Consider the following 23,363-nt stretch of genomic DNA (forward strand, 5'->3'; position numbering starts at 1 on the left):
CAATGGCTTTTCTGGCGATCACCGCTGATCCACTATGAGGCGCCCCCGATCACCGGGAAACCACGCTGAAAAGGATCTGAGCATGTTCAAACTCGCAGGACTTATCCCCACAACACTGACCCTCGCCGCGCTCACACTGAGCGCGGCCGCCCACGCCGACGTCGATCTGAAACTGGGCAGCACCGAGCGCGTCACCCGCCTCTTCGCCTATCCCAACAACTGCAGCGTGATCTGCTTCCGCAACTGGACGCTGGAGCAGACCGTCGCCCATTACCTGAACCAAAGCGTCCAGCGCGACGGTTACAACGATGCCAAGGTACTGGTGAAGACCGACAACGGGCAGCTCTATGCCGAGATCAGCGGTGTGCCGAAGGATTACGAGAAACCGCTGGCAGCGCTACTCGATGCCGGAGATCTGGCTTACACCGGCGCCAGCAAGCTGAATGCCGACGGCAAATGGGCTTACAGCTGGTATCTGTTCCTGCCGCTGGGCATGGCCCTGGAAAACCGTAAAAGCGTCGAGCTGCTGCACTTTCCGCCTGACTATTCGTTGACCCAGGCGCAGGATTATCTGCGCTCGAACACCACCGATCGCTGGGCCGAACTGTTGACCGACAACGGTATCCCCGCCGGGCAAACGCCGGCCTACCAGACCATCGTGGACATCGCGCCGATTGCCGCGCCGTCCAATGCTGGCAAAGATCTGGAAGGCGTTTACGACTACTTCAAGGATTATCAGACCAGCATGGTCAAGCAGGTCAGCCAGAACGCCAGCGGCGTCGCGTTGCCGATGGTCGCGTTCGGTGCGCCGGTGCGTAACTGGATCAAACAGCAATACGGGCCGACCGTGAACGTGCTGGGCCTGGCGAGCATCAGCCCGAGTGAGGGCGTGAAAGTGCCGGTGCTCGGCTCCAATCATCCGAGTTACATCTGGTACGCCGCCGACCCGGCCAGCTACGACGGCGATCAGGCCAAAGCCGATGCGGCGGGTCTGAAGGTCATGGGCCAGGATTTGAGTGCCGCCTGCTGGCAGGCCGGGATGGGCAGCAAACCGGGCAGCGATGCACAGAAAACCCTCAACGACTGTACACAGACCTGGCAAGTGACGCAGAAGGTGAAAACCTGCGAGCTGTTCTACACCTCGATTCGTGACCTGACGCCGGAACAGGCCGCGGCCAAGTGCGCGACGGCGCCGATCAAGACGCAGCTGCAACAGCTCAAGGCGCCGCTGCCAGCGCCAACGGTTGCAGCCCCGCATATTTAGTCGTGCCGATCGGCTTCCCGTGTCAGTAATGGCTGACGCGGGAAAACGGCTATTTCGACTGTCAGATCTGACAGTAGACCAAATGTTTCAAATGAGAGACGCTTGGATCCAATCTTGGCGTCGCGAGACATTGGGTCAGCATTTGGGGGCAATACCGGACATACAAGGATCGTTATGAACAATCAGGTTTTCCATGAGTTCTCGCAACACGATACGGAAGGGATTTATCCGTTTGCCGGCCTCCCCGTGCGCTTGGGTTTCCCCTCCAGCGCAGACTTTCGCATCGTCCTCGATGACCAAGGCAACGCCGCGGCCGTGGAAGCTCGCCGGGAGTTCATGCGCATCAGTCGAATGTGCCGTGTTTCTGGGCAATTGCTGCCCTACCGCTGTCGACAGACCCGACAAATGCAAACCGGCATTCACATCTATGACCCACGTTTTGCCGGCTTGCTGGAACACTCCTGCGACCCGAACGTGTTTCTCGACATGAGTGAGTTGTGGCTGTGGGCATTGAAAGATATCCACAGCGGCGAGCGCCTGACCATGGATTACGCCACCACCGAGGACAAACTGTTACGCCAGTTCGCCTGCGGTTGTGGTTCACCGAGCTGCCGTGGGTGGATCACCGGATACGACGAACCACCCAATATCGAAGGTCAGTGCTTTTTCCAGCGCTGGCGCTATTCGGGCCGGCGCTGAAGAAACGCTTGTTACACGGCCCCGACCGGACGCAAGCGGTATTGCGGCGGCAGTTGCTCGAAACCACTGATGGTGGTGTTCAGGCTTTTCCAGCGACCGTCCTTGATGCCGTAGATGCACCCGTGGATCGACAGGCTCTGCCCGCGATGCCAAGCGTTCTGGATGATGCTGGTGTGGGCGACGTTGGCCACTTGCTGGATCACGTTGAGCTCACACATGCGATCGACCTGTTCTTCTTCGGTCGGCAGCTTGGCCAGCTCTTCGCGTTTTTCGTAGTAAAGATCGCGGATCGAACGCAGCCAGCCGTCGATCAGGCCGAACTGCCGGTCCTGCATCGACGCGCGTACACCGCCGCAGCCGTAGTGGCCGGTGACGAGGATGTGTTTGACCTTGAGCACGTCGACCGCGTACTGGATCACCGACAGGCAGTTGAGGTCGGTGTGCAGCACCACGTTGGCGACGTTGCGGTGTACGAACAGATCGCCCGGCAGCATGCCGACGATTTCGTTGGCCGGGACGCGTGCGTCGGAACAGCCGATCCACAGATATTCCGGCGTTTGCTGGCGCGCCAGCTTGGCGAAGAAATCCGGGTCTTCCTTGGTGATCGCGTCAGCCCAACGCTCGTTGTTATCAATCAGGTCTTGTAAGTCGTGCATGCTGTAAGGCCTCAAGAAAGATGCGCTGCTTTGACAGACGACCGCCCGTCGGGGTCACGCCAGAACCGCAAGTGATTTCGTGGGAATTCTCGTGTCCCCGGTGAGTCCACCTAAGTAAGGCCCACAGTATGAGGATTTGCCATGACTGATTCACGACGCCCTTACGATGCGGTGCAACCGGAACCCATCGATGATAACGAAGACCGCATGGGTTCGGTGCATGAGCTGGATTTCGATGAAGACGAGCCCAGCGCGAAAATCGGTGATGAGATCCCGGAGCGCGAACGCGAGCAATTGATGCCCAATGAGCGCGTACGTGAGGCCGGGATGACCGGGGCCTCGGTCAGCGATCATCAGCCGACCGACGATGACATGAGCCCGGAGACGCTGATTCATGAAGACGGCGCGCGGGACGCCGAAGAGGCTGGTGAAGGCAATCCGGCGGATTGGGATCTGAGCCTGGTCGATGAAGACGACATTGGCGGCGGCGATGGGCTGGATGAAGCAGAACTGGCGCGGCGCGATCCGCTGGATGGCAAGCGCTGACCTGTGTCGGTTGGTAAATAGCTATCGCGAGCAGGCTCACTCCTACAAGGGAACGCATTCCAAATTGTAGGAGTGAGCCTGCTCGCGATGCTTTTAAGGATTAATCGACCAGAGTGCAGGCCATGACCACGGCGTCTTCACGCCCGCCCACCGCCGGATAATAATCCCGACGCCGGCCAATCTCGTTGAAACCATAGCGCTCGTACAAGCGGAACGCCGAGCGATTGCTGTCACGCACTTCGAGAAAACACTCCCGCGCCTCAGCCGCATAGGCCCGCGACATCAGGTGCTCGAGCAACGTCAGGCCCAGCCCTCGCCCCTGATTCTCCGGTTTGACCGTGATGTTGAGCAGGTGCGCTTCATCGAGAATGATCTGCACCACGCCGTGACCGACCTGTTGCTGGCCTTCGAACATCAGCCAGATCTGGTATTTGCCCAGGCCGTCGAGAAAAATCCCGCGGGTCCACGGATGGCTGTACGCGGCGAACTCAATCTTCAGCACAGCGTCCAGATCCGCCTCGGTCATCGGGCGGAACGATACAGCGTCACTCATTCGATTCTTTCCAGCGCGCCATCAGCCGACGCATGGCTTGCCACACAGCGGCTTTGCGCTGTGGCTCTTCCATTAACAATTCCAGACCGGGAATGGCCCAGGCCAGGCCCAGCCCTTCGATCTGCAATTCACGATTGAAGGCTTCAGCGTCCGCTTCACCGGCAAAGCGCACCGCTGGCAGGCCGATCAGCCACAGACAGGCGCATGGCGCCGCTTCCATTTGTACCGACAGGAAACCCTGAACGAAGTCGCGCGCCGCTTCCGGGCCTTGATCCATATTGCCGCGATTGAGCCAAGGCCAACGCACCGGCTCGCCGACAATTTGCGGCGCATCGGGCAGACCGGCGGCGCGCAGCATGTCTTTGAGCAACAGGTAGGCCGGATCGCGGCTCTGGAAGGCCTCGCCTGTGGGTAACTCGACCAACAGCAGGCAGCGACCGGCGCGCAGCAATTGCAGGGCGAAACGCGGTGGTGGCACCGGGGCCGGTTTGGCGATCACTGGCGTGTCTTCGACCACTTCCACCGGTTTGGCCCCGGTGCGGGTACTCGCCAGAGAGGGGCGCGGCACTTCGATTTTCGGCCGTTCGCTCGGGCGCGCAACAGGCTGCGCGGGCGCTTCGGCCTGCGGTGCGGGCACCAACGGAACCTCGACCTCGGGCTCGGGCATGTCCAGCAGCTCGGGCCGCGATGGCGCGGCGAAGGGCAATTCGGTGCGCGGCAGCCAGTTGACCACCTGCATGGCGTTCAAATAGGCGCGGCGGCGGGACTCGATAAGCAAAGGGTCGGCCACTTGTGGATAACTGAAGTGGGCTGATTCTACCGCCCTTCGCTCAAGATCGCTTGCTGTTGATCGATAGCCTTTATCCTGCAAAATGCGACAGCCCGTCCCGAGAGTGAATCGCATCCTTCATGATGCAGTACAATCGCGTCTTTTTATTGCCAACCAGCCGGGCATTCCGATGATCGAACCCAAGCGCGTCTTGCGCGCCCTCGCTGAACACTGGGCGCTTCTGGAGCCTTTGTGCGAGCACTTCGACCAAGGCACATTGAGCCTCAACGAACTGCGCGCGCAATTGGCCGCCCAACAACTGGACAGCACGCCACAGGACATCACCAGCCTGCTCGACGTGTGGATTCGCCTCGATATTCTGATTCCGGTGGCGAAAAGTCCGAACCGTTTCGAGCTGAACGCGCAGATTCACGACTTCCTCGCTTACTTGCGTCGTGAACACCGCTTGGGCCTGTGCCTGGAAATCGAAGCCTATCTGCGCCACCTCGAACGTCTGGCCGGTTACATTCAGGACGCGTTCGAGGTTCGCGACGGCCACGATCTCGCTCGCCAGTTGCGTTTGCTCGACATGCGCGTGCGCGACGTACTGAAGAAACTCGACAACGACGAACAGGCCCTGGTGGCTGTGGCCGAGCGGGCGAAGACCAGCGACCGGCAGATTCCATTGCGTCAGCGTTACGCCGAAGTACTGGCGACGTGGGACGAATACGTCGAGCCGATGATCGATCTGGTAAACGCCGACGGCGCCTTCGAACAAGGCGTGCGCAAAGTCGAAACCGTCTTGCTGAAGATGCTCAGCGAGCAACAACGCCTCGGCCATCTGGTCGATGACGACATGCTGCTGCGCACCCACGCGCGCATTCTCGAAATGCAGACCAGCGCGCAACTGACTTTGCGTCATGCCCGCGAACTGCTGTTGCCGCTGCGTGAAGAGGCGCGTCGGCACAACGCCGTGACCCGTGGCGCCGCGTTGGCTCTGGCCGCGATTCGCCGCAAAGGCATCGATGCCGTGCCGCAAGCCGCGATGCCGCTGTTCACCCGCCCGCAAAGCACCTTCCTTGGCAGCGCCAGTCAGGTCGAAGCCTACGTTTACGCCTTGGCGCGATTCGAGCCGAAACCGGCGCGCTTCCCCAAGGCGCACAAGACCCAGAAAGGCGAAGCCCCACGCGCCCCACGCACCGTGCGCGAGATGGTCGACCGCTGCGAAGAAGCCCTGCCGATGCCGGATCTGATGACCTGGCTGCTGGAACAGGAACCGGACGGCGCCACCGACGAATTGCTCTACTGGTTCTCGCGCCTGTCGCGGGAAAAACGCTTCAAGCGCGAGCGTCTGGAACGCCGCGAATACCACACTCACGAGCACCAGGTCAGCCTGCGCTCCTTCGCCCTGCTCCCGGCCAGCGATACCGCCGCCGAGAATTCTGCGAGCGCCCTTCCTGCAGGTACTTCAAATGCATCTTGATCTTTCCGAACTGTCGCAACTCGCGCCGATCTTCCGTGAGCTGTTCAAGGGTTACCACGTCAGCCGCCGCGACCCGGAGCTGTACGCGCAACTGTCGAACTTCCAGGATCAGTACCGCACGCTGTTCAAGGCGCTGGGGTTTGAACTGGTCTGCGACACCCGTGGTTTCTACTACTTTGTGCCGGACATGGCCGCTGCGGCGGTGAACAAGACTGCGCAACGTCTGGCGCTGTTCACCTTCATCCTCGTCGAGCATCTGGCCGATCAGGGCCGCGACCCGATCGCCGTGCTCGATGGCGGCAGCCTCGGCCGTGAAGAGCTACCGTCGCTGCTGGAAAAATACCGCGACCTGTTCATTCAAGCCGAAGTGCAGACCGTGGAAGAACTCGAAGAAAAGATCATGCGCCGCATGACTCAACTCGGTTTCGCCGGCGAAGAAAACGGCGTTTACCGCTTCCTGCCACCGATGCACCGCTTCCTCGACGTGTGCCTGTCGGTACAGCAAGACCGCGATCTGGCGGCCAGCGTGCACAGCGTATTGCCGCTGCCGGCACCGGTGCTGATCGACGAAGCGGCGGAAGCCAAATTCCTCGAAACCGACGACCCGCTCGATCTCACAGAATTCGATGAAGAGAGCGAAGAAGACGCACTGGCCCGCGCCATTGCCGAAGAACAGGAGTCCGACGCATGAGCCAGGAACGCTACGGCATCCGCCGCTTTGCCCTTTTGAACACCGCCGGTTACAGCCTTGGTCTGTTCCCGCTGGAAGAACCGTTGTCGGTTTACGGCGCGAACAACCTCGGTAAATCGGCGTCTATCAACGCGCTGCAATTCCCGATTCTGGCGCGCATGTCGGACATGAGTTTCGGCAAGTACAGCCTCGAACAATCGCGGCGCTTCTACTTCGCCTCCGACACCAGTTACATCCTTGTCGAAGTAAACCTGCCCCACGGCCCACACGTGATTGGCGTGGTCGGGCGTGGCCCGGGCGGCGGTTTCGGTCACCAGTTCTTCGCCTACGCCGGCAAGCTCGATTTGGCCCATTACCAGAAGAACGACACCTGCCTGCGCCAGAAAGAGCTGTTCAGCAATCTTGAGAAAGAAGGTCTGAAAGCCTACGAACTCAAGCCGGATGAGCTGCGTCGTTTGCTGGTGGGCGGTCACACTTCGATCCCGCTCGACCTGACGTTGATTCCGCTGCGTTCCACCAGCGAGCAGAGCCTGAAGACCTTCCGCGCACTGTTCATCAACCTGCTGCACATGCGCGAAATCACCGCTGCCAAGCTCAAGCAGTTGTTCCTCGATGCCTTCGAACACAGCCTGCGTTCCGGCAGCGTCGATTACATCGCCGCGTGCGAAGAAGCCTTCCGCGATGTGCGCCGTATGGAACAGGACTACAACTCGCTGGTCGCTGCCGGCCCGTTGGTTGAAGCCTTGGCCAACGGCGTGAAACAGCGCGACGTGCTGCGCGGCAAACTGCATCGCCTGTCACCGCTGCTCGATTCGTTGCTCGGCACCTGGTCGGACTACGCGAGTGCACGCAAAGAAGAACTGACGATTCAGGCCGACCACTACCGTGGCGAGCAGGACAGTCTGCAAAACGATCAGCGCGGTGGCACCCAGGAACTGATGCGCCTGGAGCGGGAAATTTCCGGCATTCAGCGTTGGCTCGGCGAGTTGTCGGTGTTGAAGAACCGCTTCGCGCTGGTCGATGACGTCAAAGTGCTGGAGCAACAATTGCTCGCCGCTAAGGACGCTCACGACGAACTTGCCGGTGCCTTGGCGCAGTCCCGTCAGTTCAGTGCGGAAGATCTGGAAGAGCGCGTGCGCGATCTGGAAAAACGCCTGAAGTCGGTGAAGCAGCAACTCGATCACGCCGACAACAACAGCTACGCCCGACTGCGCGAAGAATTCTCGCAACAAGACGTCGAGCGCTTGATGCGGCTGTTCAACAGCGCGCTGTTCAGCCTGCCGCTGGGCGAACACGGCATCACCCTCGACGCTGATGGCGAGTGGGTCAAATCGGTTGAGCTGATTCTTGATGGCTTCAAAGGCGAGCGTTTCGAAGTGCCGGGCCTGTCGATCGATATTTCGAATATCGAGCCGCCGGCCCTGCAGGCCTTGGCTGACCGCGCCGCTTTGCGCGATCAGAAAGAGCGTCTGGAAAAAGAACTCAAGCAACTGAAAACCCAGCAAGCCGTTGCCGCTGACCGCTCCGCGAGCAAGACCCAGACCGAGGCGCTGTACCAGCAAGTGCTGGACGCGCAGAAGGCGCTGGAAGATTTCCGCCGCACGCAAACCCTGAGCGCCGAAGAAAGCGACAAGCTCGAGCAACTGGCGCAGATGGAAGGCGCGCAGGACGAACTCAAGCGCTCCAGCGATGCCTTCACCGAGCGCGTCCAGCAACTGTCGGCCAAGCTGCAACTGGTCGGCCGCCAGATCGCCGACATGGAAGCCAAGCAACGCACTCTCGACGATGCATTGCGCCGCCGTCAGTTGCTGCCGGCGGATCTGCCGTTCGGTACGCCGTTCATGGATCCGGTCGACGACTCGATGGACAACCTGCTGCCGCTGCTCAATGACTATCAGGACAGCTGGCAAGGCCTGCTGCGCGCCGATGGCCAGATCGAAGCGCTGTACGCGCAAGTGCGCCTCAAAGGCGTGGCCAAGTTCGACAGCGAAGACGATATGGAGCGCCGTCTGTCGCTGCTGATCAACGCGTATGCGCACCGTACCGATGAAGCGCTGACATTGGGCAAGGCCCGTCGTGCGGCGGTCACCGACATCGCCCGGACTCTGCGCAACATTCGCAGCGACTACGACAGCCTTGAGCATCAACTGGCGTTGTTCAACCGCGAGATCAACAAGCGTCAGGTCTCCAACCTGCAGAGCTTCCGCATCGTCCTCGCGCCGAACAAGGAAGCGCTCAAGCACATCGACCAGATCATCCACAGCGCCGGTCAGTACGAAGAAGGCGAAACCCTGTCGGTGTTCGACCTGAGCCAAAGCGCCGAGCAGGACAACAAGAACGAAGAGGCCAAGGAATATCTGGCGCGGTTGGTGGCAGCGAACCACAACCAGCTCGGTCTCAAGGACTTGTTCGAGCTGGCGTTCGAGATCACCAAGGTCAACGGCCAGCCGGTGATCCACACCGACATCGATGGCGCGGCGTCCAACGGCACGACCATGACCATCAAGGCACTGACCAACATGTACTTGTTGCTGCACTTGATGGATCGCGATCAGGCCGGCCGCGTGCGTCTGCCGTACTACCTCGACGAGGCGGCGGACATCGACGAGAAGAACCAGGCCGCGCTGCTGGAAACCAGCCTGCAACTGGGCTTCGTGCCGATTCTGGCGAGCGTGAAGCCGCAGGTCTGCGCCAGTGTCGCGATCGACCTGGAAGGTGGCAGCGGCCCGGCCGGGATCTACATTGATGAGGCGGACTGGAAGTACATCCGTCGTCATGATGTGGTGAAGGCGACGCTGAATGTTGAGGCGGATGAGCCGGAGATGGATGCGGTTTGATCGGCGTTAACTGAAGACAAAAAAAGGGCCGCGATCTGCTGGGATCGCGGCCCTTTTTTATGGCTTGGGATTTTTGCTGATTTTTAGGCCCCTATCGCGAGCAGGCTCACTCCTACAGTTGGAATGCGTTCCCCTGTAGGAGTGAGCCTGCTCGCGATGGCGCCACTTCAGACACCACAGAATTACTTACCGAGCGAAATCTTCGGCGCCCAGGTCAGCCACTCATCCTCAAACTTGTCGAACAACGGAAACGTCTGCTCAGCCCGCGCCTGACTGCCCATGCGCTCGCCATCCGGCGTGGCGAAAGCAATACCGCCCTGAATCGCCGTCTCCAGCGACTCCGTTCGCACGGTCAAACCATTAAACAGACCGATATCGAAGCCCACACCACTGGTGTTCCAGAAGCGGCTGCCGCTGCGCACCAACGGCGCGTATTTCGGCTCGATCAGAATGTGCACCAACACACGATCGGCGGTCTGGCCCAATTCGTAACCGGTGACTTTACCCACGGTAATTTCACGGTAGGTCACCGGCACACCCGGTTTCAGCGAACCACGACGGGCCGCGCTCAACACCAGACTCAGCCCCGCCTCTTGTTTGGTCACTTCCGGCGCAGCGGCCAGCGCAGTGAAGTTCTTCTGCGGGCCGAGGTTCTTGGCTGCCGGTTGTACTTCGATGTACTTCCCGGTCACCAGGGTTTCCAGATTCTCTGTCTTGATCAGCCCTAACTCCGGTTTAACCACCCAGAACTGACTGCCAACCCGGGCAATCTTCTCCGGCACTTCGGTGATGCGCGCGGTGAGGATGACCGATTGCAGGTCGTCAGTCAGATCGACGCTTTCAATCTTGCCGACGTCCAGTCCCTTGAAGCGAACCGGCGTGCCACTGCTGAGACCATCAGCGCGATCGACTTTGATCGTCACTACGCTGCCTTTTTTACTGGCGTCGTCATGATTGGCAAACAGACGGAAACGCGGAATACGCTTCTGCAACGGCGCCTTGGCTTGCGGCGTTTCGAAGGCAATACCGCCGGCCATCAAGGTTTGCAGCGACTCACTCTTGACCTGAATCCCGCCAGTCAAACCGCCGGTCAGGGTGACACCGCTGACGTTCCAGAAACGCGTCGAGGCGTTGACCAGGTTTTCGTATTCCTTCTCGATGTGCACACCGACGATGATCTGCTTGCGCGTCTTGGAGAACTGATAGCTCTGCACCGAACCGACCTTGACCTGTTTAAACAGAATCGGGCTGCCGACATCGATCGAGCCGAGGGTGTCAGTGAACAACACCAGGTGCAGCCCCGGTGAACGCAGATCCAGCGGCGGCGCTTTTGGCCGGGCCTCGAATTCGCGTTTCGGCGGCGCGCCTTTGTCACCCGGGCGCACGGCGATGTAGTTACCTTTCACCAGTGCTTCCAGACCGGTGATCCCGGCGAGGGAAATCGACGGTTTGACCACCCAGAACTGTGTACCATCAACCAGATAGTCTTCGGCCAATGGATCAAGGGTCAGTTCGGCGGTGGCACTGTTCAGATCCGCATCGACCTTCAGTGCTTTGAGGTTGCCGACCTGAATGCCTTTGTACATCACCGGAGTACGGCCGGCCTGAAGGCCTTCGAAATCGCTGAGTTTGACCTTCACGCGAATCCCGGCAGCGGCGGCGTCGAAGTCTTCGTAGAGACGGAACGGCAGGCTTGGATCGGTGGGCGGACTGTCCTTGCGGTTTTCCGGTGTGGCGAAGGCGATACCACCAGCGACGATGCTGGCCAGCGACTCGCTGCGCACTTTCACGCCAGACAGGTTGGCGTCGATGCTGATGCCGCTGGCATTCCAGAACCGCGTGTGTTTGCGCACCAATTTGGCGTAGGTCGGCTCGATAAAGACTTTGAGCTCGACAGTGCTCTGATCCTCCGAAAGCAGATAGCTTTTGACCTGGCCAACTTTGATCTGTTTGTAGAACACCGGACTGCCACGGTTCAACGAGCCGAGACGGTCAGCCTTGATGGTCAGGTGCAGGCCAGGCTTGGCGTCGGACAGCGGCGGCTCTTCGGCCAGCGCCTTGAACTTGCGTGTCGGCTCGCCTTCGCCGGGACTGATGGCGACATAGTTACCCGAAACCAAAGTCTCCAATCCTGTGATACCGGCCAGGGTCACGCTCGGCTTGACCAGCCAGAACCGTGTGCTGGTCTTGAGGTATTGCTCGACGTCCTTGTTCATCTCGACGGTGGCGATGACGCCTTTGGAGTTGCCCTCGTCATCCAGTTTAAGCGTCTTGACCTTGCCGACCGACATGCCTTTGTACATGACCTCAGTCTTGTTGGCCTGGATGCCCTCGCCGCTCTCGAAGCGAACCTGGATCTCGATACCGGTTTCGGAATAGGCACGCCAGCCGAGCCAGCCGCCGATGATGAGGGCGATCAGCGGCAGGACCCAAATGGCAGACCAGTTCGAGGCCGGTCGGGTTTTAGCTACGGGCAAATCAGTCATGGTCGTCGTCCGACTCCGTGTTATCCCAAATCAGTCGGGGATCGAAAGTTACTGCGGCGAGCATCGTCAGAATCACCACACTGGCGAAGGCGATGGCGCCAAGATTGGCTTCGACACTGGCAAGCCGGCCGAAGTTGACGACCGCCACCAGAATGGCGATCACAAAAATATCGAGCATCGACCAACGACCGATGAACTCGATGAAGCGGTACATCCAGATACGCTGGCGGGCCGACAACGGCTGCTTTCGTTGTACCGAAAACAGCAGCAGTGCGATGCCGACCAGTTTGAACGTCGGCACCAGAATACTGGCGATGAACACCACGGCAGCAATCGGAATCATGCCGTGCTGCACCAACTGGATCACGCCGGACATGATGGTGCTTGGATCACCTTGACCCAGAGAACTGACAGTCATGATCGGCAAGACATTCGCCGGGATATAGATAATCGCGGCGGTGATCAGCAGTGCCCAGGTACGTACGAGGCTGTTCGGACGACGAGCGTGAACCAGCGCACCGCAGCGGGTGCAGGTTTGCTCGTCGGCGTCCGCTTCCTGCCTGTTCAACTCGTGGCATTCGGTGCACGTCAGAATGCCTGCATCAATCGCCCGCATGAGTATCTTCCCCTGATAACGCCTGCCAGATCTGATGCGGTGACATCACCACCTCCAGCCATACCTGCACCAACAACAATCCAATGAAGCACGCCAGGCCGAGACCGACGGTTATGGCTGCCATGTCCGCCAGTTTGACGATCGCTACCAGTACGCCCATGAGGTAAACCTCGAGCATCCCCCAGTCTTTGAGGTGGTGGTAGATGCGGTAAAGCAGCAGACCGTAGCTGCGGCCGACGTTGAAGCGAATCGTCAGCAAAACGAACAACTGGCACAGCAACTTGAGCAGCGGAATGGCCATGCTGCACAGGAATACAACGATCGAAACACCCTGCATGCCGGTGTTGAACAGGCCGAGTACGCCACTCCAGACCGTATCCTGCGAAGACTGTCCGAGGATATTGAGTTGCATGATGGGTAGAAAGTTTGCAGGGATGTACAACAACAATGCCGCGATCACCAAGGCAAAGCTGCGCTGCACCACGTTGTGGCGGTGGGCATACAACTCGTAACCGCAGCGTGGGCAGAGGGCTTTCTCGCCATGGGCAAGTTTTGGCTTGCGCATCAGCAGGTCGCACTCGTGACAGGCCACCAGGTCTTCCAGCGGTAAATCTGACAGCCCTTGGGCGTCAACCGACTCTGACATAAAGGCTCTGGCTCCGAATAAGGTGGGGCTATTCTAGTGTTCTGATTCGAAAATAACTGTGCAAATTTGTTCGCCATCGCGAGCAAACTTTTTCTACGGGCAAAACAAAACCCCAACTGCTTTCGCAATTGGGGTTTCGGAATTTAATCTTGACGATGACCTACTCTCACATGGGGAAACCCCACACTACCATCGGCGATGCATCGTTTCACTGCTGAGTTCGGGATGGGATCAGGTGGTTCCAACGCTCTATGGTCGTCAAGAAATTCGGGTACTGAGTCGTGACCTGATGGTCTCGCTTCAGCAAATTGGGTATGTGACAGCTTTCGGTGTTTTGTGCTGCCTTTTTAGGTGCAGTCGAACTTTCGGTTCGTTTCGTCTTCACACACCGCAATCTGGCTCTTAAGCGCAAATTGCTTGGGTGTTATATGGTCAAGCCTCACGGGCAATTAGTATTGGTTAGCTCAACGCCTCACAGCGCTTACACACCCAACCTATCAACGTCGTAGTCTTCGACGGCCCTTCAGGGAACTCAAGGTTCCAGTGAGATCTCATCTTGAGGCAAGTTTCCCGCTTAGATGCTTTCAGCGGTTATCTTTCCCGAACATAGCTACCCGGCAATGCCACTGGCGTGACAACCGGAACACCAGAGGTTCGTCCACTCCGGTCCTCTCGTACTAGGAGCAGCCCCTCTCAAATCTCAAACGTCCACGGCAGATAGGGACCGAACTGTCTCACGACGTTCTAAACCCAGCTCGCGTACCACTTTAAATGGCGAACAGCCATACCCTTGGGACCGGCTTCAGCCCCAGGATGTGATGAGCCGACATCGAGGTGCCAAACACCGCCGTCGATATGAACTCTTGGGCGGTATCAGCCTGTTATCCCCGGAGTACCTTTTATCCGTTGAGCGATGGCCCTTCCATACAGAACCACCGGATCACTAAGACCTACTTTCGTACCTGCTCGACGTGTCTGTCTCGCAGTCAAGCGCGCTTTTGCCTTTATACTCTACGACCGATTTCCGACCGGTCTGAGCGCACCTTCGTACTCCTCCGTTACTCTTTAGGAGGAGACCGCCCCAGTCAAACTACCCACCATACACTGTCCTCGATCCGGATAACGGACCTGAGTTAGAACCTCAAAGTTGCCAGGGTGGTATTTCAAGGATGGCTCCACGCGAACTGGCGTCCACGCTTCAAAGCCTCCCACCTATCCTACACAAGCAAATTCAAAGTCCAGTGCAAAGCTATAGTAAAGGTTCACGGGGTCTTTCCGTCTAGCCGCGGATACACTGCATCTTCACAGCGATTTCAATTTCACTGAGTCTCGGGTGGAGACAGCGCCGCCATCGTTACGCCATTCGTGCAGGTCGGAACTTACCCGACAAGGAATTTCGCTACCTTAGGACCGTTATAGTTACGGCCGCCGTTTACCGGGGCTTCGATCAAGAGCTTCGCGTTAGCTAACCCCATCAATTAACCTTCCGGCACCGGGCAGGCGTCACACCCTATACGTCCACTTTCGTGTTTGCAGAGTGCTGTGTTTTTAATAAACAGTCGCAGCGGCCTGGTATCTTCGACCGGCATGAGCTTACGGAGCAAGTCCTTCACCCTCACCGGCGCACCTTCTCCCGAAGTTACGGTGCCATTTTGCCTAGTTCCTTCACCCGAGTTCTCTCAAGCGCCTTGGTATTCTCTACCCAACCACCTGTGTCGGTTTGGGGTACGGTTCCTGGTTACCTGAAGCTTAGAAGCTTTTCTTGGAAGCATGGCATCAACCACTTCGTCACCCAAAGGGTAACTCGTCATCAGCTCTCGGCCTTAAGATCCCGGATTTACCTAAGATCTCAGCCTACCACCTTAAACTTGGACAACCAACGCCAAGCTGGCCTAGCCTTCTCCGTCCCTCCATCGCAATAACCAGAAGTACAGGAATATTAACCTGTTTTCCATCGACTACGCTTTTCAGCCTCGCCTTAGGGACCGACTAACCCTGCGTCGATTAACGTTGCGCAGGAAACCTTGGTCTTTCGGCGTGGGTGTTTTTCACACCCATTGTCGTTACTCATGTCAGCATTCGCACTTCTGATACCTCCAGCAAGCTTCTCAACTCACCTTCACAGGCTTACAGAACGCTCCTCTACCGCATCACCCGAAGGTGATACCCGTAGCTTCGGTGTATGGTTTGAGCCCCGTTACATCTTCCGCGCAGGCCGACTCGACTAGTGAGCTATTACGCTTTCTTTAAAGGGTGGCTGCTTCTAAGCCAACCTCCTAGCTGTCTAAGCCTTCCCACATCGTTTCCCACTTAACCATAACTTTGGGACCTTAGCTGACGGTCTGGGTTGTTTCCCTTTTCACGACGGACGTTAGCACCCGCCGTGTGTCTCCCATGCTCGGCACTTGTAGGTATTCGGAGTTTGCATCGGTTTGGTAAGTCGGGATGACCCCCTAGCCGAAACAGTGCTCTACCCCCTACAGTGATACATGAGGCGCTACCTAAATAGCTTTCGAGGAGAACCAGCTATCTCCGAGCTTGATTAGCCTTTCACTCCGATCCACAGGTCATCCGCTAACTTTTCAACGGTAGTCGGTTCGGTCCTCCAGTTAGTGTTACCCAACCTTCAACCTGCCCATGGATAGATCGCACGGTTTCGGGTCTATTCCCAGCGACTAGACGCCCTATTAAGACTCGCTTTCGCTACGCCTCCCCTATTCGGTTAAGCTCGCCACTGAAAATAAGTCGCTGACCCATTATACAAAAGGTACGCAGTCACAGAACAAAGTCTGCTCCCACTGCTTGTACGCATACGGTTTCAGGATCTATTTCACTCCCCTCTCCGGGGTTCTTTTCGCCTTTCCCTCACGGTACTAGTTCACTATCGGTCAGTCAGTAGTATTTAGCCTTGGAGGATGGTCCCCCCATATTCAGACAAAGTTTCTCGTGCTCCGTCCTACTCGATTTCATGACTAAGAGATTTTCGCGTACAGGGCTATCACCCACTATGGCCGCACTTTCCAGAGCGTTCCGCTAATCTCAAAGCCACTTAAGGGCTAGTCCCCGTTCGCTCGCCACTACTAAGGGAATCTCGGTTGATTTCTTTTCCTCAGGGTACTTAGATGTTTCAGTTCCCCTGGTTCGCCTCTTGCACCTATGTATTCAGTACAAGATAACCATCTTATGATGGCTGGGTTCCCCCATTCAGACATCTCCGGATCAAAGTCTGTTTGCCGACTCCCCGAAGCTTTTCGCAGGCTACCACGTCTTTCATCGCCTCTGACTGCCAAGGCATCCACCGTATGCGCTTCTTCACTTGACCATATAACCCCAAGCAATCTGGTTATACTGTGAAGACGACATTCGCCGAAAATTCGAATTTCTCAATTAAGAGAACTCACAAATTTTACCTTAGCCTGATCCGTTACCAGTGAAAGTAACGTTCAGTCTATCTTTCTATCACATACCCAAATTTTTAAAGAACGAACTAGTCAAAGACTAGAAATCAACATTCACCATCATCACGATGGAATGCTCATTTCTAAGCTTTATACAACAGAAGCAGTAGTGGTGGAGCCAAGCGGGATCGAACCGCTGACCTCCTGCGTGCAAGGCAGGCGCTCTCCCAGCTGAGCTATGGCCCCGTATTTCTACAGGCGTTTCCCACACAAAATTGGTGGGTCTGGGCAGATTCGAACTGCCGACCTCACCCTTATCAGGGGTGCGCTCTAACCAACTGAGCTACAGACCCAATTTCGGGCTGCTTCTTTCGTCTTCTTCAATGAATCAAGCAATTCGTGTGGGAACTTATGGAGCAGCTGATGTCGTCGATTAAGGAGGTGATCCAGCCGCAGGTTCCCCTACGGCTACCTTGTTACGACTTCACCCCAGTCATGAATCACACCGTGGTAACCGTCCTCCCGAAGGTTAGACTAGCTACTTCTGGTGCAACCCACTCCCATGGTGTGACGGGCGGTGTGTACAAGGCCCGGGAACGTATTCACCGTGACATTCTGATTCACGATTACTAGCGATTCCGACTTCACGCAGTCGAGTTGCAGACTGCGATCCGGACTACGATCGGTTTTATGGGATTAGCTCCACCTCGCGGCTTGGCAACCCTTTGTACCGACCATTGTAGCACGTGTGTAGCCCAGGCCGTAAGGGCCATGATGACTTGACGTCATCCCCACCTTCCTCCGGTTTGTCACCGGCAGTCTCCTTAGAGTGCCCACCATTACGTGCTGGTAACTAAGGACAAGGGTTGCGCTCGTTACGGGACTTAACCCAACATCTCACGACACGAGCTGACGACAGCCATGCAGCACCTGTCTCAATGTTCCCGAAGGCACCAATCCATCTCTGGAAAGTTCATTGGATGTCAAGGCCTGGTAAGGTTCTTCGCGTTGCTTCGAATTAAACCACATGCTCCACCGCTTGTGCGGGCCCCCGTCAATTCATTTGAGTTTTAACCTTGCGGCCGTACTCCCCAGGCGGTCAACTTAATGCGTTAGCTGCGCCACTAAGAGCTCAAGGCTCCCAACGGCTAGTTGACATCGTTTACGGCGTGGACTACCAGGGTATCTAATCCTGTTTGCTCCCCACGCTTTCGCACCTCAGTGTCAGTATCAGTCCAGGTGGTCGCCTTCGCCACTGGTGTTCCTTCCTATATCTACGCATTTCACCGCTACACAGGAAATTCCACCACCCTCTACCATACTCTAGCTCGCCAGTTTTGGATGCAGTTCCCAGGTTGAGCCCGGGGATTTCACATTCAACTTAACGAACCACCTACGCGCGCTTTACGCCCAGTAATTCCGATTAACGCTTGCACCCTCTGTATTACCGCGGCTGCTGGCACAGAGTTAGCCGGTGCTTATTCTGTCGGTAACGTCAAAATTGCAGAGTATTAATCTACAACCCTTCCTCCCAACTTAAAGTGCTTTACAATCCGAAGACCTTCTTCACACACGCGGCATGGCTGGATCAGGCTTTCGCCCATTGTCCAATATTCCCCACTGCTGCCTCCCGTAGGAGTCTGGACCGTGTCTCAGTTCCAGTGTGACTGATCATCCTCTCAGACCAGTTACGGATCGTCGCCTTGGTGAGCCATTACCTCACCAACTAGCTAATCCGACCTAGGCTCATCTGATAGCGCAAGGCCCGAAGGTCCCCTGCTTTCTCCCGTAGGACGTATGCGGTATTAGCGTTCCTTTCGAAACGTTGTCCCCCACTACCAGGCAGATTCCTAGGCATTACTCACCCGTCCGCCGCTGAATTCAGGAGCAAGCTCCTGTCATCCGCTCGACTTGCATGTGTTAGGCCTGCCGCCAGCGTTCAATCTGAGCCATGATCAAACTCTTCAGTTCAAACATCTTTGGGTTTTTAAGAAACCCTAAACTTGGCTCAGCAATCGTTGGTTACATCTTTGATTTCTCGCGGAGTAACTTGTGATGCTGATAATCTTGTTGACTATCAGTCTGACTCCACAAGCACCCACACGAATTGCTTGATTCAGTTGTTAAAGAGCGGTTGGTTAAGATCTTTCGCCTCAACCGAGGCGCGCATTCTACAGCAGCCTCATTTGCTGTCAAGTGATTATTTTCAGAAGTTTTCGAAGAATTCTTCAACAACTTCAACCACTTGCGCCTCAGATCTCTCTGCAGCGGGAGGCGAATTCTACAGCGTTACACGCTGCTGTCAACACCTCTTTTTCAACTTCCTTTTGGCTTCGATGAACTGAAGCAACTCACCGCCGAAACCTACATAACTCATTGAATCTCAAGGAGTTTTCCGTTTCGACTGCGCCGGAAGTGGGGCGAATTATAGACATCTCAAATCTGCCGTCAACCGTTAATTTCGCTTTTCTTGCAAAACCTGCTTTTTAGCCAGTAAACGCGGGATACGGCGCGTCACCGGCGGAATACGCAGTATAAGAAGCACTGCACCTATAGAGGCATAGACCGCCCATTCCTCAAGATCGGCGCGCACGATCCACAACATATGCAGCAAACCCAAACCCAGAATCACATAGGCCAGGCGATGCAGCTTCTTCCAGCGCGAACCCAAACGACGCTGACTGTAGCGATTTGACGTCACCGCCAACGCCAACAATCCAAGAAAGCCTAGCGCCCCTACTATTATGTAAGGCCGTTTGCGCAACTCCACCGCCAGCTGCGACCAGTCGAAGCCCAGAATAAATGCCATATAGCTGCACAGATGCAAAACCACATAGGCAAAACACCAAAGCCCCAACTGCCGGCGAACAGCAATCCACCCTGCCCACCCAGTGAGTTTCTGCAGAGGCGTCATGCTTAAGGTGATCAACAGCAGCACTAACGTCCCCAATCCCAGGCGATCGACCAATACCTTGCCGGGATCCGGGCCGAGCAAATCCTCAAGCGCCTGATACAACCACAGCATCGGCCAAACGGCCGCCGCGATGAAAACGCCTATACGCCAGAACGGAAATCGCATCAGTAGTTCTTCCGCAGATCGAGCCCTGTATATAAAGAAGCGACTTCATCCGAGTAGCCGTTGAACATCTGCGTATCACGCACGTTCGGCTTGAACAGACTATTCGGCAATCTCCGCTCCCGCGCCTGTGTCCAGCGCGGGTGATCAACCGTGGGATTCACGTTCGCATAAAACCCGTATTCATCTGCCGCAATGCTTTGCCAAGTGGTTTTCGGCTGCTCGCTGACCAAACTGATGCGCACAATGGATTTGACGCTCTTGAAGCCATACTTCCACGGCACCACCAAACGCAACGGCGCGCCATTCTGATTCGGCAACTCGCGGCCATACATGCCCACTGCGAGAATGGCTAATGGGTTCATCGCCTCATCCAGACGCAAACCTTCTACATAAGGCCAGTCGATCAAGGCAAAACCCGAGCGCTGCCCCGGCATGGTCTTGGGATCCTGTAAGGTTTCGAAGCGAATGTATTTGGCACTGGACGTCGGCTCGACTTGCTTGAGCAACGCCGAAATCGGAAAGCCGATCCAAGGAATAACCATCGACCACGCCTCGACACAACGCAGGCGATAGATGCGCTCTTCCAACTGATACGGTTTCATGAAGTCTTCCAGCGCATAACGCCCCGGCTTACCCACCTCCCCGTCCACCACCACACTCCACGGTTCGGTTTTCAGCGAGCCGGCATTCGCCGCCGGATCACCTTTATCGGTGCCGAACTCATAGAAGTTGTTGTAGTGCGTGGCGTCCTTATAAGGCGTGATCGCCTCATCCTTGACGTTGACCGCTCCCCACTTGGTAGAGGACAGCTTCTCGTTAAACCACGCCGGCGCCTTGCCCGGCTCGACATCGGAGTACCGAGCGGCGTCCTCGGCATTCGCCCAACGCGGCAGGCTACTGACGGCGATACCGGCAGCAGTGGCCCCAAGCAATTGGCGGCGGGAAAGATAAATGGATTCAGGCGTGACATCCGACTCATGACAGTCGGACGCTTTGGGGATTTTGATCAACATGGCAACTCCGCAGACTTTGGAGGACTGATGCACCCATAGACTGCGGAGTATGCGGGAAATTACATCACTCGGCTTTTTTGTGCCGACGAAGATGCAACAGGTACTGCACTGGGCCGGAAGCGGCGTAGGCGAGGAACACCAGCAGCAGAATGCGCGGCGGGTCGCTGAACACCACAGCGAACACCAGCACCACGGCGAGAATCGCCACAAACGGTACGCGTCCTTTCAAGTCCAGCTCTTTAAAGCTGTTGTACTTGATGTTGCTGACCATCAGCATGCCGGCCGCCGCGACCATCAGCGCAACCAGGAACGACATCTTCGAACCCTGAATGCCGTAATCGCTGAATGCCCAGACAATACCCGCTACCACACCCGCCGCTGCCGGACTGGCCAAGCCGATGAAATAACGCTTGTCCGCCGTCCCCACCTGAGTATTGAACCGCGCCAGACGCAACGCCGCGCCCGCTACATAGATGAAGGCGACCATCCAGCCGACCTTGCCCATGTCACCCAGTGCCCAACCGAACGCCAGCAGCGCCGGCGCAACACCGAACGCGACCATGTCCGACAGCGAGTCGTACTCGGCGCCAAAGGCACTTTGCGTATTGGTCATACGCGCCACGCGACCATCGAGGCCGTCGAGAACCATGGCGACGAAAATCGCGATCGCGGCAAACGCGAAATACTTGCTCGCATTCGCCGAGTCACCAGCGCTCAGGGCCGCCTGGGCGCTCATCGAGTTGATGATGGAGTAAAAGCCTGCAAACAGGTTCGCAGTGGTGAACAGATTCGGCAGCAGATAGATACCACGATGCCGGACTTTACGACCTTCTGCGTCGTGCCCTTCTTCGATGTGTTCATCGATGGGCAGCAGGCTTTCGGCGTCAGAAGCCTTGTTCGGCTCTTCGGGACGTTCGCTCATGGACATTACCTTGCAACGGTTTGGAGAAATTTCGACAGGTGCTTGAGGACGACAGTTCGGCCACAAACGCTGCAGCTTTATACCAGAACCACCGGCTCAAACGAAAAAACGCGGCCGAGGCCGCGTTTTTCGTACAAGGAACGACGACTTAGTTTTTGGCTTTGTCGACGATCTTGTTGGCACCGATCCACGGCATCATGGAGCGCAGTTGCTCGCCGATGACTTCGATGCCGTGAGCGGCGTTGTTACGACGCTTGGCGGTCATCGAAGGGTAGCCGGTTGCGCCTTCGCTGATGAACATTTTGGCGTATTCGCCGTCCTGAATACGTTTCAGGGCGTTGCGCATGGCCTGACGGGATTCGGCGTTGATCACTTCCGGGCCAGTCACGTACTCGCCGTATTCGGCGTTGTTGGAGATCGAGTAGTTCATGTTGGCGATACCGCCTTCGTACATGAGGTCAACGATCAGCTTCAGTTCGTGCAGGCATTCGAAGTAGGCCATTTCCGGCGCGTAGCCAGCTTCAACCAGGGTTTCGAAACCGGCTTTAACCAGCTCAACGGTACCGCCGCACAGAACGGCTTGTTCGCCGAACAGGTCGGTTTCAGTCTCGTCCTTGAAGGTGGTTTCGATGATGCCGGTACGACCGCCACCAACGCCAGCAGCGTAGGACAGTGCAACGTTTTTGGCGTTGCCCGAGGCGTCCTGGTAGATCGCGATCAGGTCAGGGATACCGCCGCCTTTCACGAACTCGGAGCGTACGGTGTGGCCCGGGGCTTTCGGCGCGATCATGATCACGTCGAGGTCGGCGCGCGGAACAACCTGGTTGTAGTGGATCGCGAAGCCGTGGGAGAAGGCCAGAGTCGCGCCTTTCTTGATGTTCGGCTCGATTTCGTTCTTGTACAGCGAGGACTGGAACTCGTCCGGGGTCAGGATCATGACCAGGTCGGCAGCCGCAACAGCGGAAGCAACGTCGGTCACTTTCAGGCCGTGAGCTTCAGCTTTGGCAACAGTGGCCGAACCTTTACGCAGACCAACGGTAACGTCGACACCGGAATCTTTCAGGTTGCACGCTTGGGCATGGCCCTGGGAACCGTAACCGATGATGGCAACTTTCTTGCCCTGGATGATCGACAGGTCGCAGTCTTTATCGTAGAAAACTTTCATGAATTTCCCCTATATATCCAGGCCGTTCAGGCCATTCGCTAATTTGGTTTAGATGCTGAGTACTTTGTCGCCGCGGGCAATACCGGTCACGCCACTACGGACGGTTTCCAGAATCGATGCGGTGCCGATGGACTGAATGAAGCTGTCGAGCTTGTCGCTGGTACCGGTCAGTTGAACGGTATACACGCTGGCGCTGACGTCGACGATCTGTCCACGGTAAATATCGGTGGTGCGTTTGATCTCGGCGCGCTGGGCGCCAGTGGCCTTGACCTTGACCAGCATCAGTTCGCGCTCGATGTGAGCGCTTTCCGACAGGTCCACCAGCTTGACCACTTCGATCAGCTTGTTCAGGTTTTTGGTGATCTGCTCGATGACTTCATCGTGGCCAACGGTGGTCAGCGTCAGACGCGACAGGGTCGGGTCTTCGGTCGGGGCCACGGTCAGGCTTTCGATGTTGTAGTTGCGCTGCGAGAACAGGCCGACTACGCGAGACAAAGCGCCGGGTTCGTTTTCCAGAAGCAAGGAAATAATGTGCCGCAT

Annotated in this window: 17 protein-coding genes, 2 tRNA genes and 3 rRNA genes; 6 read left to right on the plus strand and 16 right to left on the minus strand. The window is 56.9% G+C overall.

The features are described 5' to 3' along the window. Window positions 1–82: 82 nt before the first annotated feature. Together AC3Y64_RS23575 and AC3Y64_RS23580 are read left to right on the plus strand one after the other, a co-directional pair. Entirely contained in the window at window positions 83–1,264 is a 1,182-nt protein-coding gene (locus AC3Y64_RS23575) for a hypothetical protein (RefSeq protein WP_489985424.1), read from the plus strand. Window positions 1,265–1,438: 174 nt separating this feature from the next. Further along, entirely contained in the window at window positions 1,439–1,963 is a 525-nt protein-coding gene (locus tag AC3Y64_RS23580; RefSeq protein WP_489985425.1) for an SET domain-containing protein-lysine N-methyltransferase, read from the plus strand. An 11-nt stretch (window positions 1,964–1,974) separates the two neighbouring features. On the opposite strand, the gene can is transcribed toward AC3Y64_RS23580, so the two are convergent. Further along, the gene (can, locus tag AC3Y64_RS23585) at window positions 1,975–2,619 is read right to left on the minus strand and encodes a carbonate dehydratase (protein ID WP_064120416.1); all 645 of its coding nucleotides are present in this window, start codon (window positions 2,617–2,619) and stop codon (window positions 1,975–1,977) included. A gap of 141 nt (window positions 2,620–2,760) precedes the next feature. Here can and AC3Y64_RS23590 point away from each other — a divergent pair, with 141 nt between their 5' ends. Beyond that, on the plus strand, window positions 2,761–3,165 hold the full coding sequence (locus AC3Y64_RS23590; RefSeq protein ID WP_489985426.1) for a serine kinase/phosphatase: 405 nt from the start codon (window positions 2,761–2,763) through the stop codon (window positions 3,163–3,165). A gap of 100 nt (window positions 3,166–3,265) precedes the next feature. On the opposite strand, the gene rimI is transcribed toward AC3Y64_RS23590, so the two are convergent. Together rimI and AC3Y64_RS23600 are read right to left on the minus strand one after the other, a co-directional pair. Then, window positions 3,266–3,718 (minus strand): ribosomal protein S18-alanine N-acetyltransferase, encoded by a 453-nt coding sequence (gene rimI, locus AC3Y64_RS23595; RefSeq protein ID WP_158960245.1) that lies wholly within the window; start codon window positions 3,716–3,718, stop codon window positions 3,266–3,268. Beyond that, complete coding sequence (locus AC3Y64_RS23600; RefSeq protein WP_489988026.1) at window positions 3,711–4,457, minus strand: energy transducer TonB; 747 nt, start codon at window positions 4,455–4,457, stop codon at window positions 3,711–3,713. The genes rimI and AC3Y64_RS23600 overlap by 8 nt, the downstream gene beginning before the upstream one ends. A gap of 220 nt (window positions 4,458–4,677) precedes the next feature. Between AC3Y64_RS23600 and mksB the strand changes: the two genes are divergently transcribed. The 3 genes from mksB to mksF are packed head-to-tail and all read left to right on the plus strand — an operon-like array spanning window position 4,678 to window position 9,498. Beyond that, window positions 4,678–5,970 (plus strand): Mks condensin complex protein MksB, encoded by a 1,293-nt coding sequence (gene mksB, locus AC3Y64_RS23605; RefSeq protein WP_489985427.1) that lies wholly within the window; start codon window positions 4,678–4,680, stop codon window positions 5,968–5,970. Then, window positions 5,960–6,661, plus strand: a complete 702-nt coding sequence (gene mksE, locus AC3Y64_RS23610; RefSeq protein WP_034156067.1) for an Mks condensin complex protein MksE — start codon at window positions 5,960–5,962, stop codon at window positions 6,659–6,661. Before mksB ends, mksE begins: the two co-directional genes overlap by 11 nt. Next, window positions 6,658–9,498 (plus strand): Mks condensin complex protein MksF, encoded by a 2,841-nt coding sequence (gene mksF / locus AC3Y64_RS23615; protein WP_489985428.1) that lies wholly within the window; start codon window positions 6,658–6,660, stop codon window positions 9,496–9,498. Before mksE ends, mksF begins: the two co-directional genes overlap by 4 nt. A gap of 182 nt (window positions 9,499–9,680) precedes the next feature. On the opposite strand, the gene AC3Y64_RS23620 is transcribed toward mksF, so the two are convergent. From AC3Y64_RS23620 to ilvN, 13 genes are all read right to left on the minus strand, one after another. After that, entirely contained in the window at window positions 9,681–11,984 is a 2,304-nt protein-coding gene (locus AC3Y64_RS23620; RefSeq protein WP_489985429.1) for a PqiB family protein, read from the minus strand. Further along, window positions 11,977–12,600: a paraquat-inducible protein A gene (locus tag AC3Y64_RS23625; RefSeq protein WP_489985430.1), complete on the minus strand. Its 624-nt coding sequence runs from the start codon at window positions 12,598–12,600 to the stop codon at window positions 11,977–11,979. The genes AC3Y64_RS23620 and AC3Y64_RS23625 overlap by 8 nt, the downstream gene beginning before the upstream one ends. Beyond that, a complete protein-coding gene (locus tag AC3Y64_RS23630; RefSeq protein ID WP_489985431.1) occupies window positions 12,587–13,246 on the minus strand; it encodes a paraquat-inducible protein A in 660 nt (219 codons plus the stop codon). The genes AC3Y64_RS23625 and AC3Y64_RS23630 overlap by 14 nt, the downstream gene beginning before the upstream one ends. Before the next feature lie 147 nt (window positions 13,247–13,393). Next, a 5S ribosomal RNA gene (gene rrf / locus AC3Y64_RS23635) occupies window positions 13,394–13,509 on the minus strand. A gap of 165 nt (window positions 13,510–13,674) precedes the next feature. Continuing rightward, a 23S ribosomal RNA gene (locus AC3Y64_RS23640) occupies window positions 13,675–16,568 on the minus strand. A gap of 246 nt (window positions 16,569–16,814) precedes the next feature. Further along, window positions 16,815–16,890, minus strand: a tRNA-Ala gene (locus AC3Y64_RS23645). Window positions 16,891–16,920: 30 nt separating this feature from the next. Next, a tRNA-Ile gene (locus AC3Y64_RS23650) sits at window positions 16,921–16,997 on the minus strand. Window positions 16,998–17,078: 81 nt separating this feature from the next. Continuing rightward, a 16S ribosomal RNA gene (locus AC3Y64_RS23655) occupies window positions 17,079–18,615 on the minus strand. Together the 16S, 23S and 5S rRNA genes with 2 tRNA genes alongside form the textbook arrangement of a ribosomal RNA operon. 484 nt (window positions 18,616–19,099) lie before the next feature. Next, the gene (gene msrQ / locus AC3Y64_RS23660; protein WP_489985432.1) at window positions 19,100–19,723 is read right to left on the minus strand and encodes a protein-methionine-sulfoxide reductase heme-binding subunit MsrQ; all 624 of its coding nucleotides are present in this window, start codon (window positions 19,721–19,723) and stop codon (window positions 19,100–19,102) included. Next, window positions 19,723–20,736 carry a protein-methionine-sulfoxide reductase catalytic subunit MsrP gene (gene msrP / locus AC3Y64_RS23665; protein ID WP_489985433.1) on the minus strand — a complete coding sequence of 338 codons (1,014 nt, stop codon included), beginning with the start codon at window positions 20,734–20,736 and terminating at the stop codon, window positions 19,723–19,725. The genes msrQ and msrP overlap by 1 nt, the downstream gene beginning before the upstream one ends. A 64-nt stretch (window positions 20,737–20,800) precedes the next feature. Further along, entirely contained in the window at window positions 20,801–21,658 is an 858-nt protein-coding gene (pssA, locus tag AC3Y64_RS23670) for a CDP-diacylglycerol--serine O-phosphatidyltransferase (RefSeq protein WP_016983477.1), read from the minus strand. A gap of 148 nt (window positions 21,659–21,806) precedes the next feature. Then, complete coding sequence (ilvC, locus tag AC3Y64_RS23675) at window positions 21,807–22,823, minus strand: ketol-acid reductoisomerase (protein WP_007909969.1); 1,017 nt, start codon at window positions 22,821–22,823, stop codon at window positions 21,807–21,809. 48 nt (window positions 22,824–22,871) lie between these two features. Further along, complete coding sequence (gene ilvN, locus AC3Y64_RS23680) at window positions 22,872–23,363, minus strand: acetolactate synthase small subunit (RefSeq protein WP_003176102.1); 492 nt, start codon at window positions 23,361–23,363, stop codon at window positions 22,872–22,874.

It is taken from the genome of Pseudomonas sp. 4CAES_32.4, from assembly GCF_058136335.1.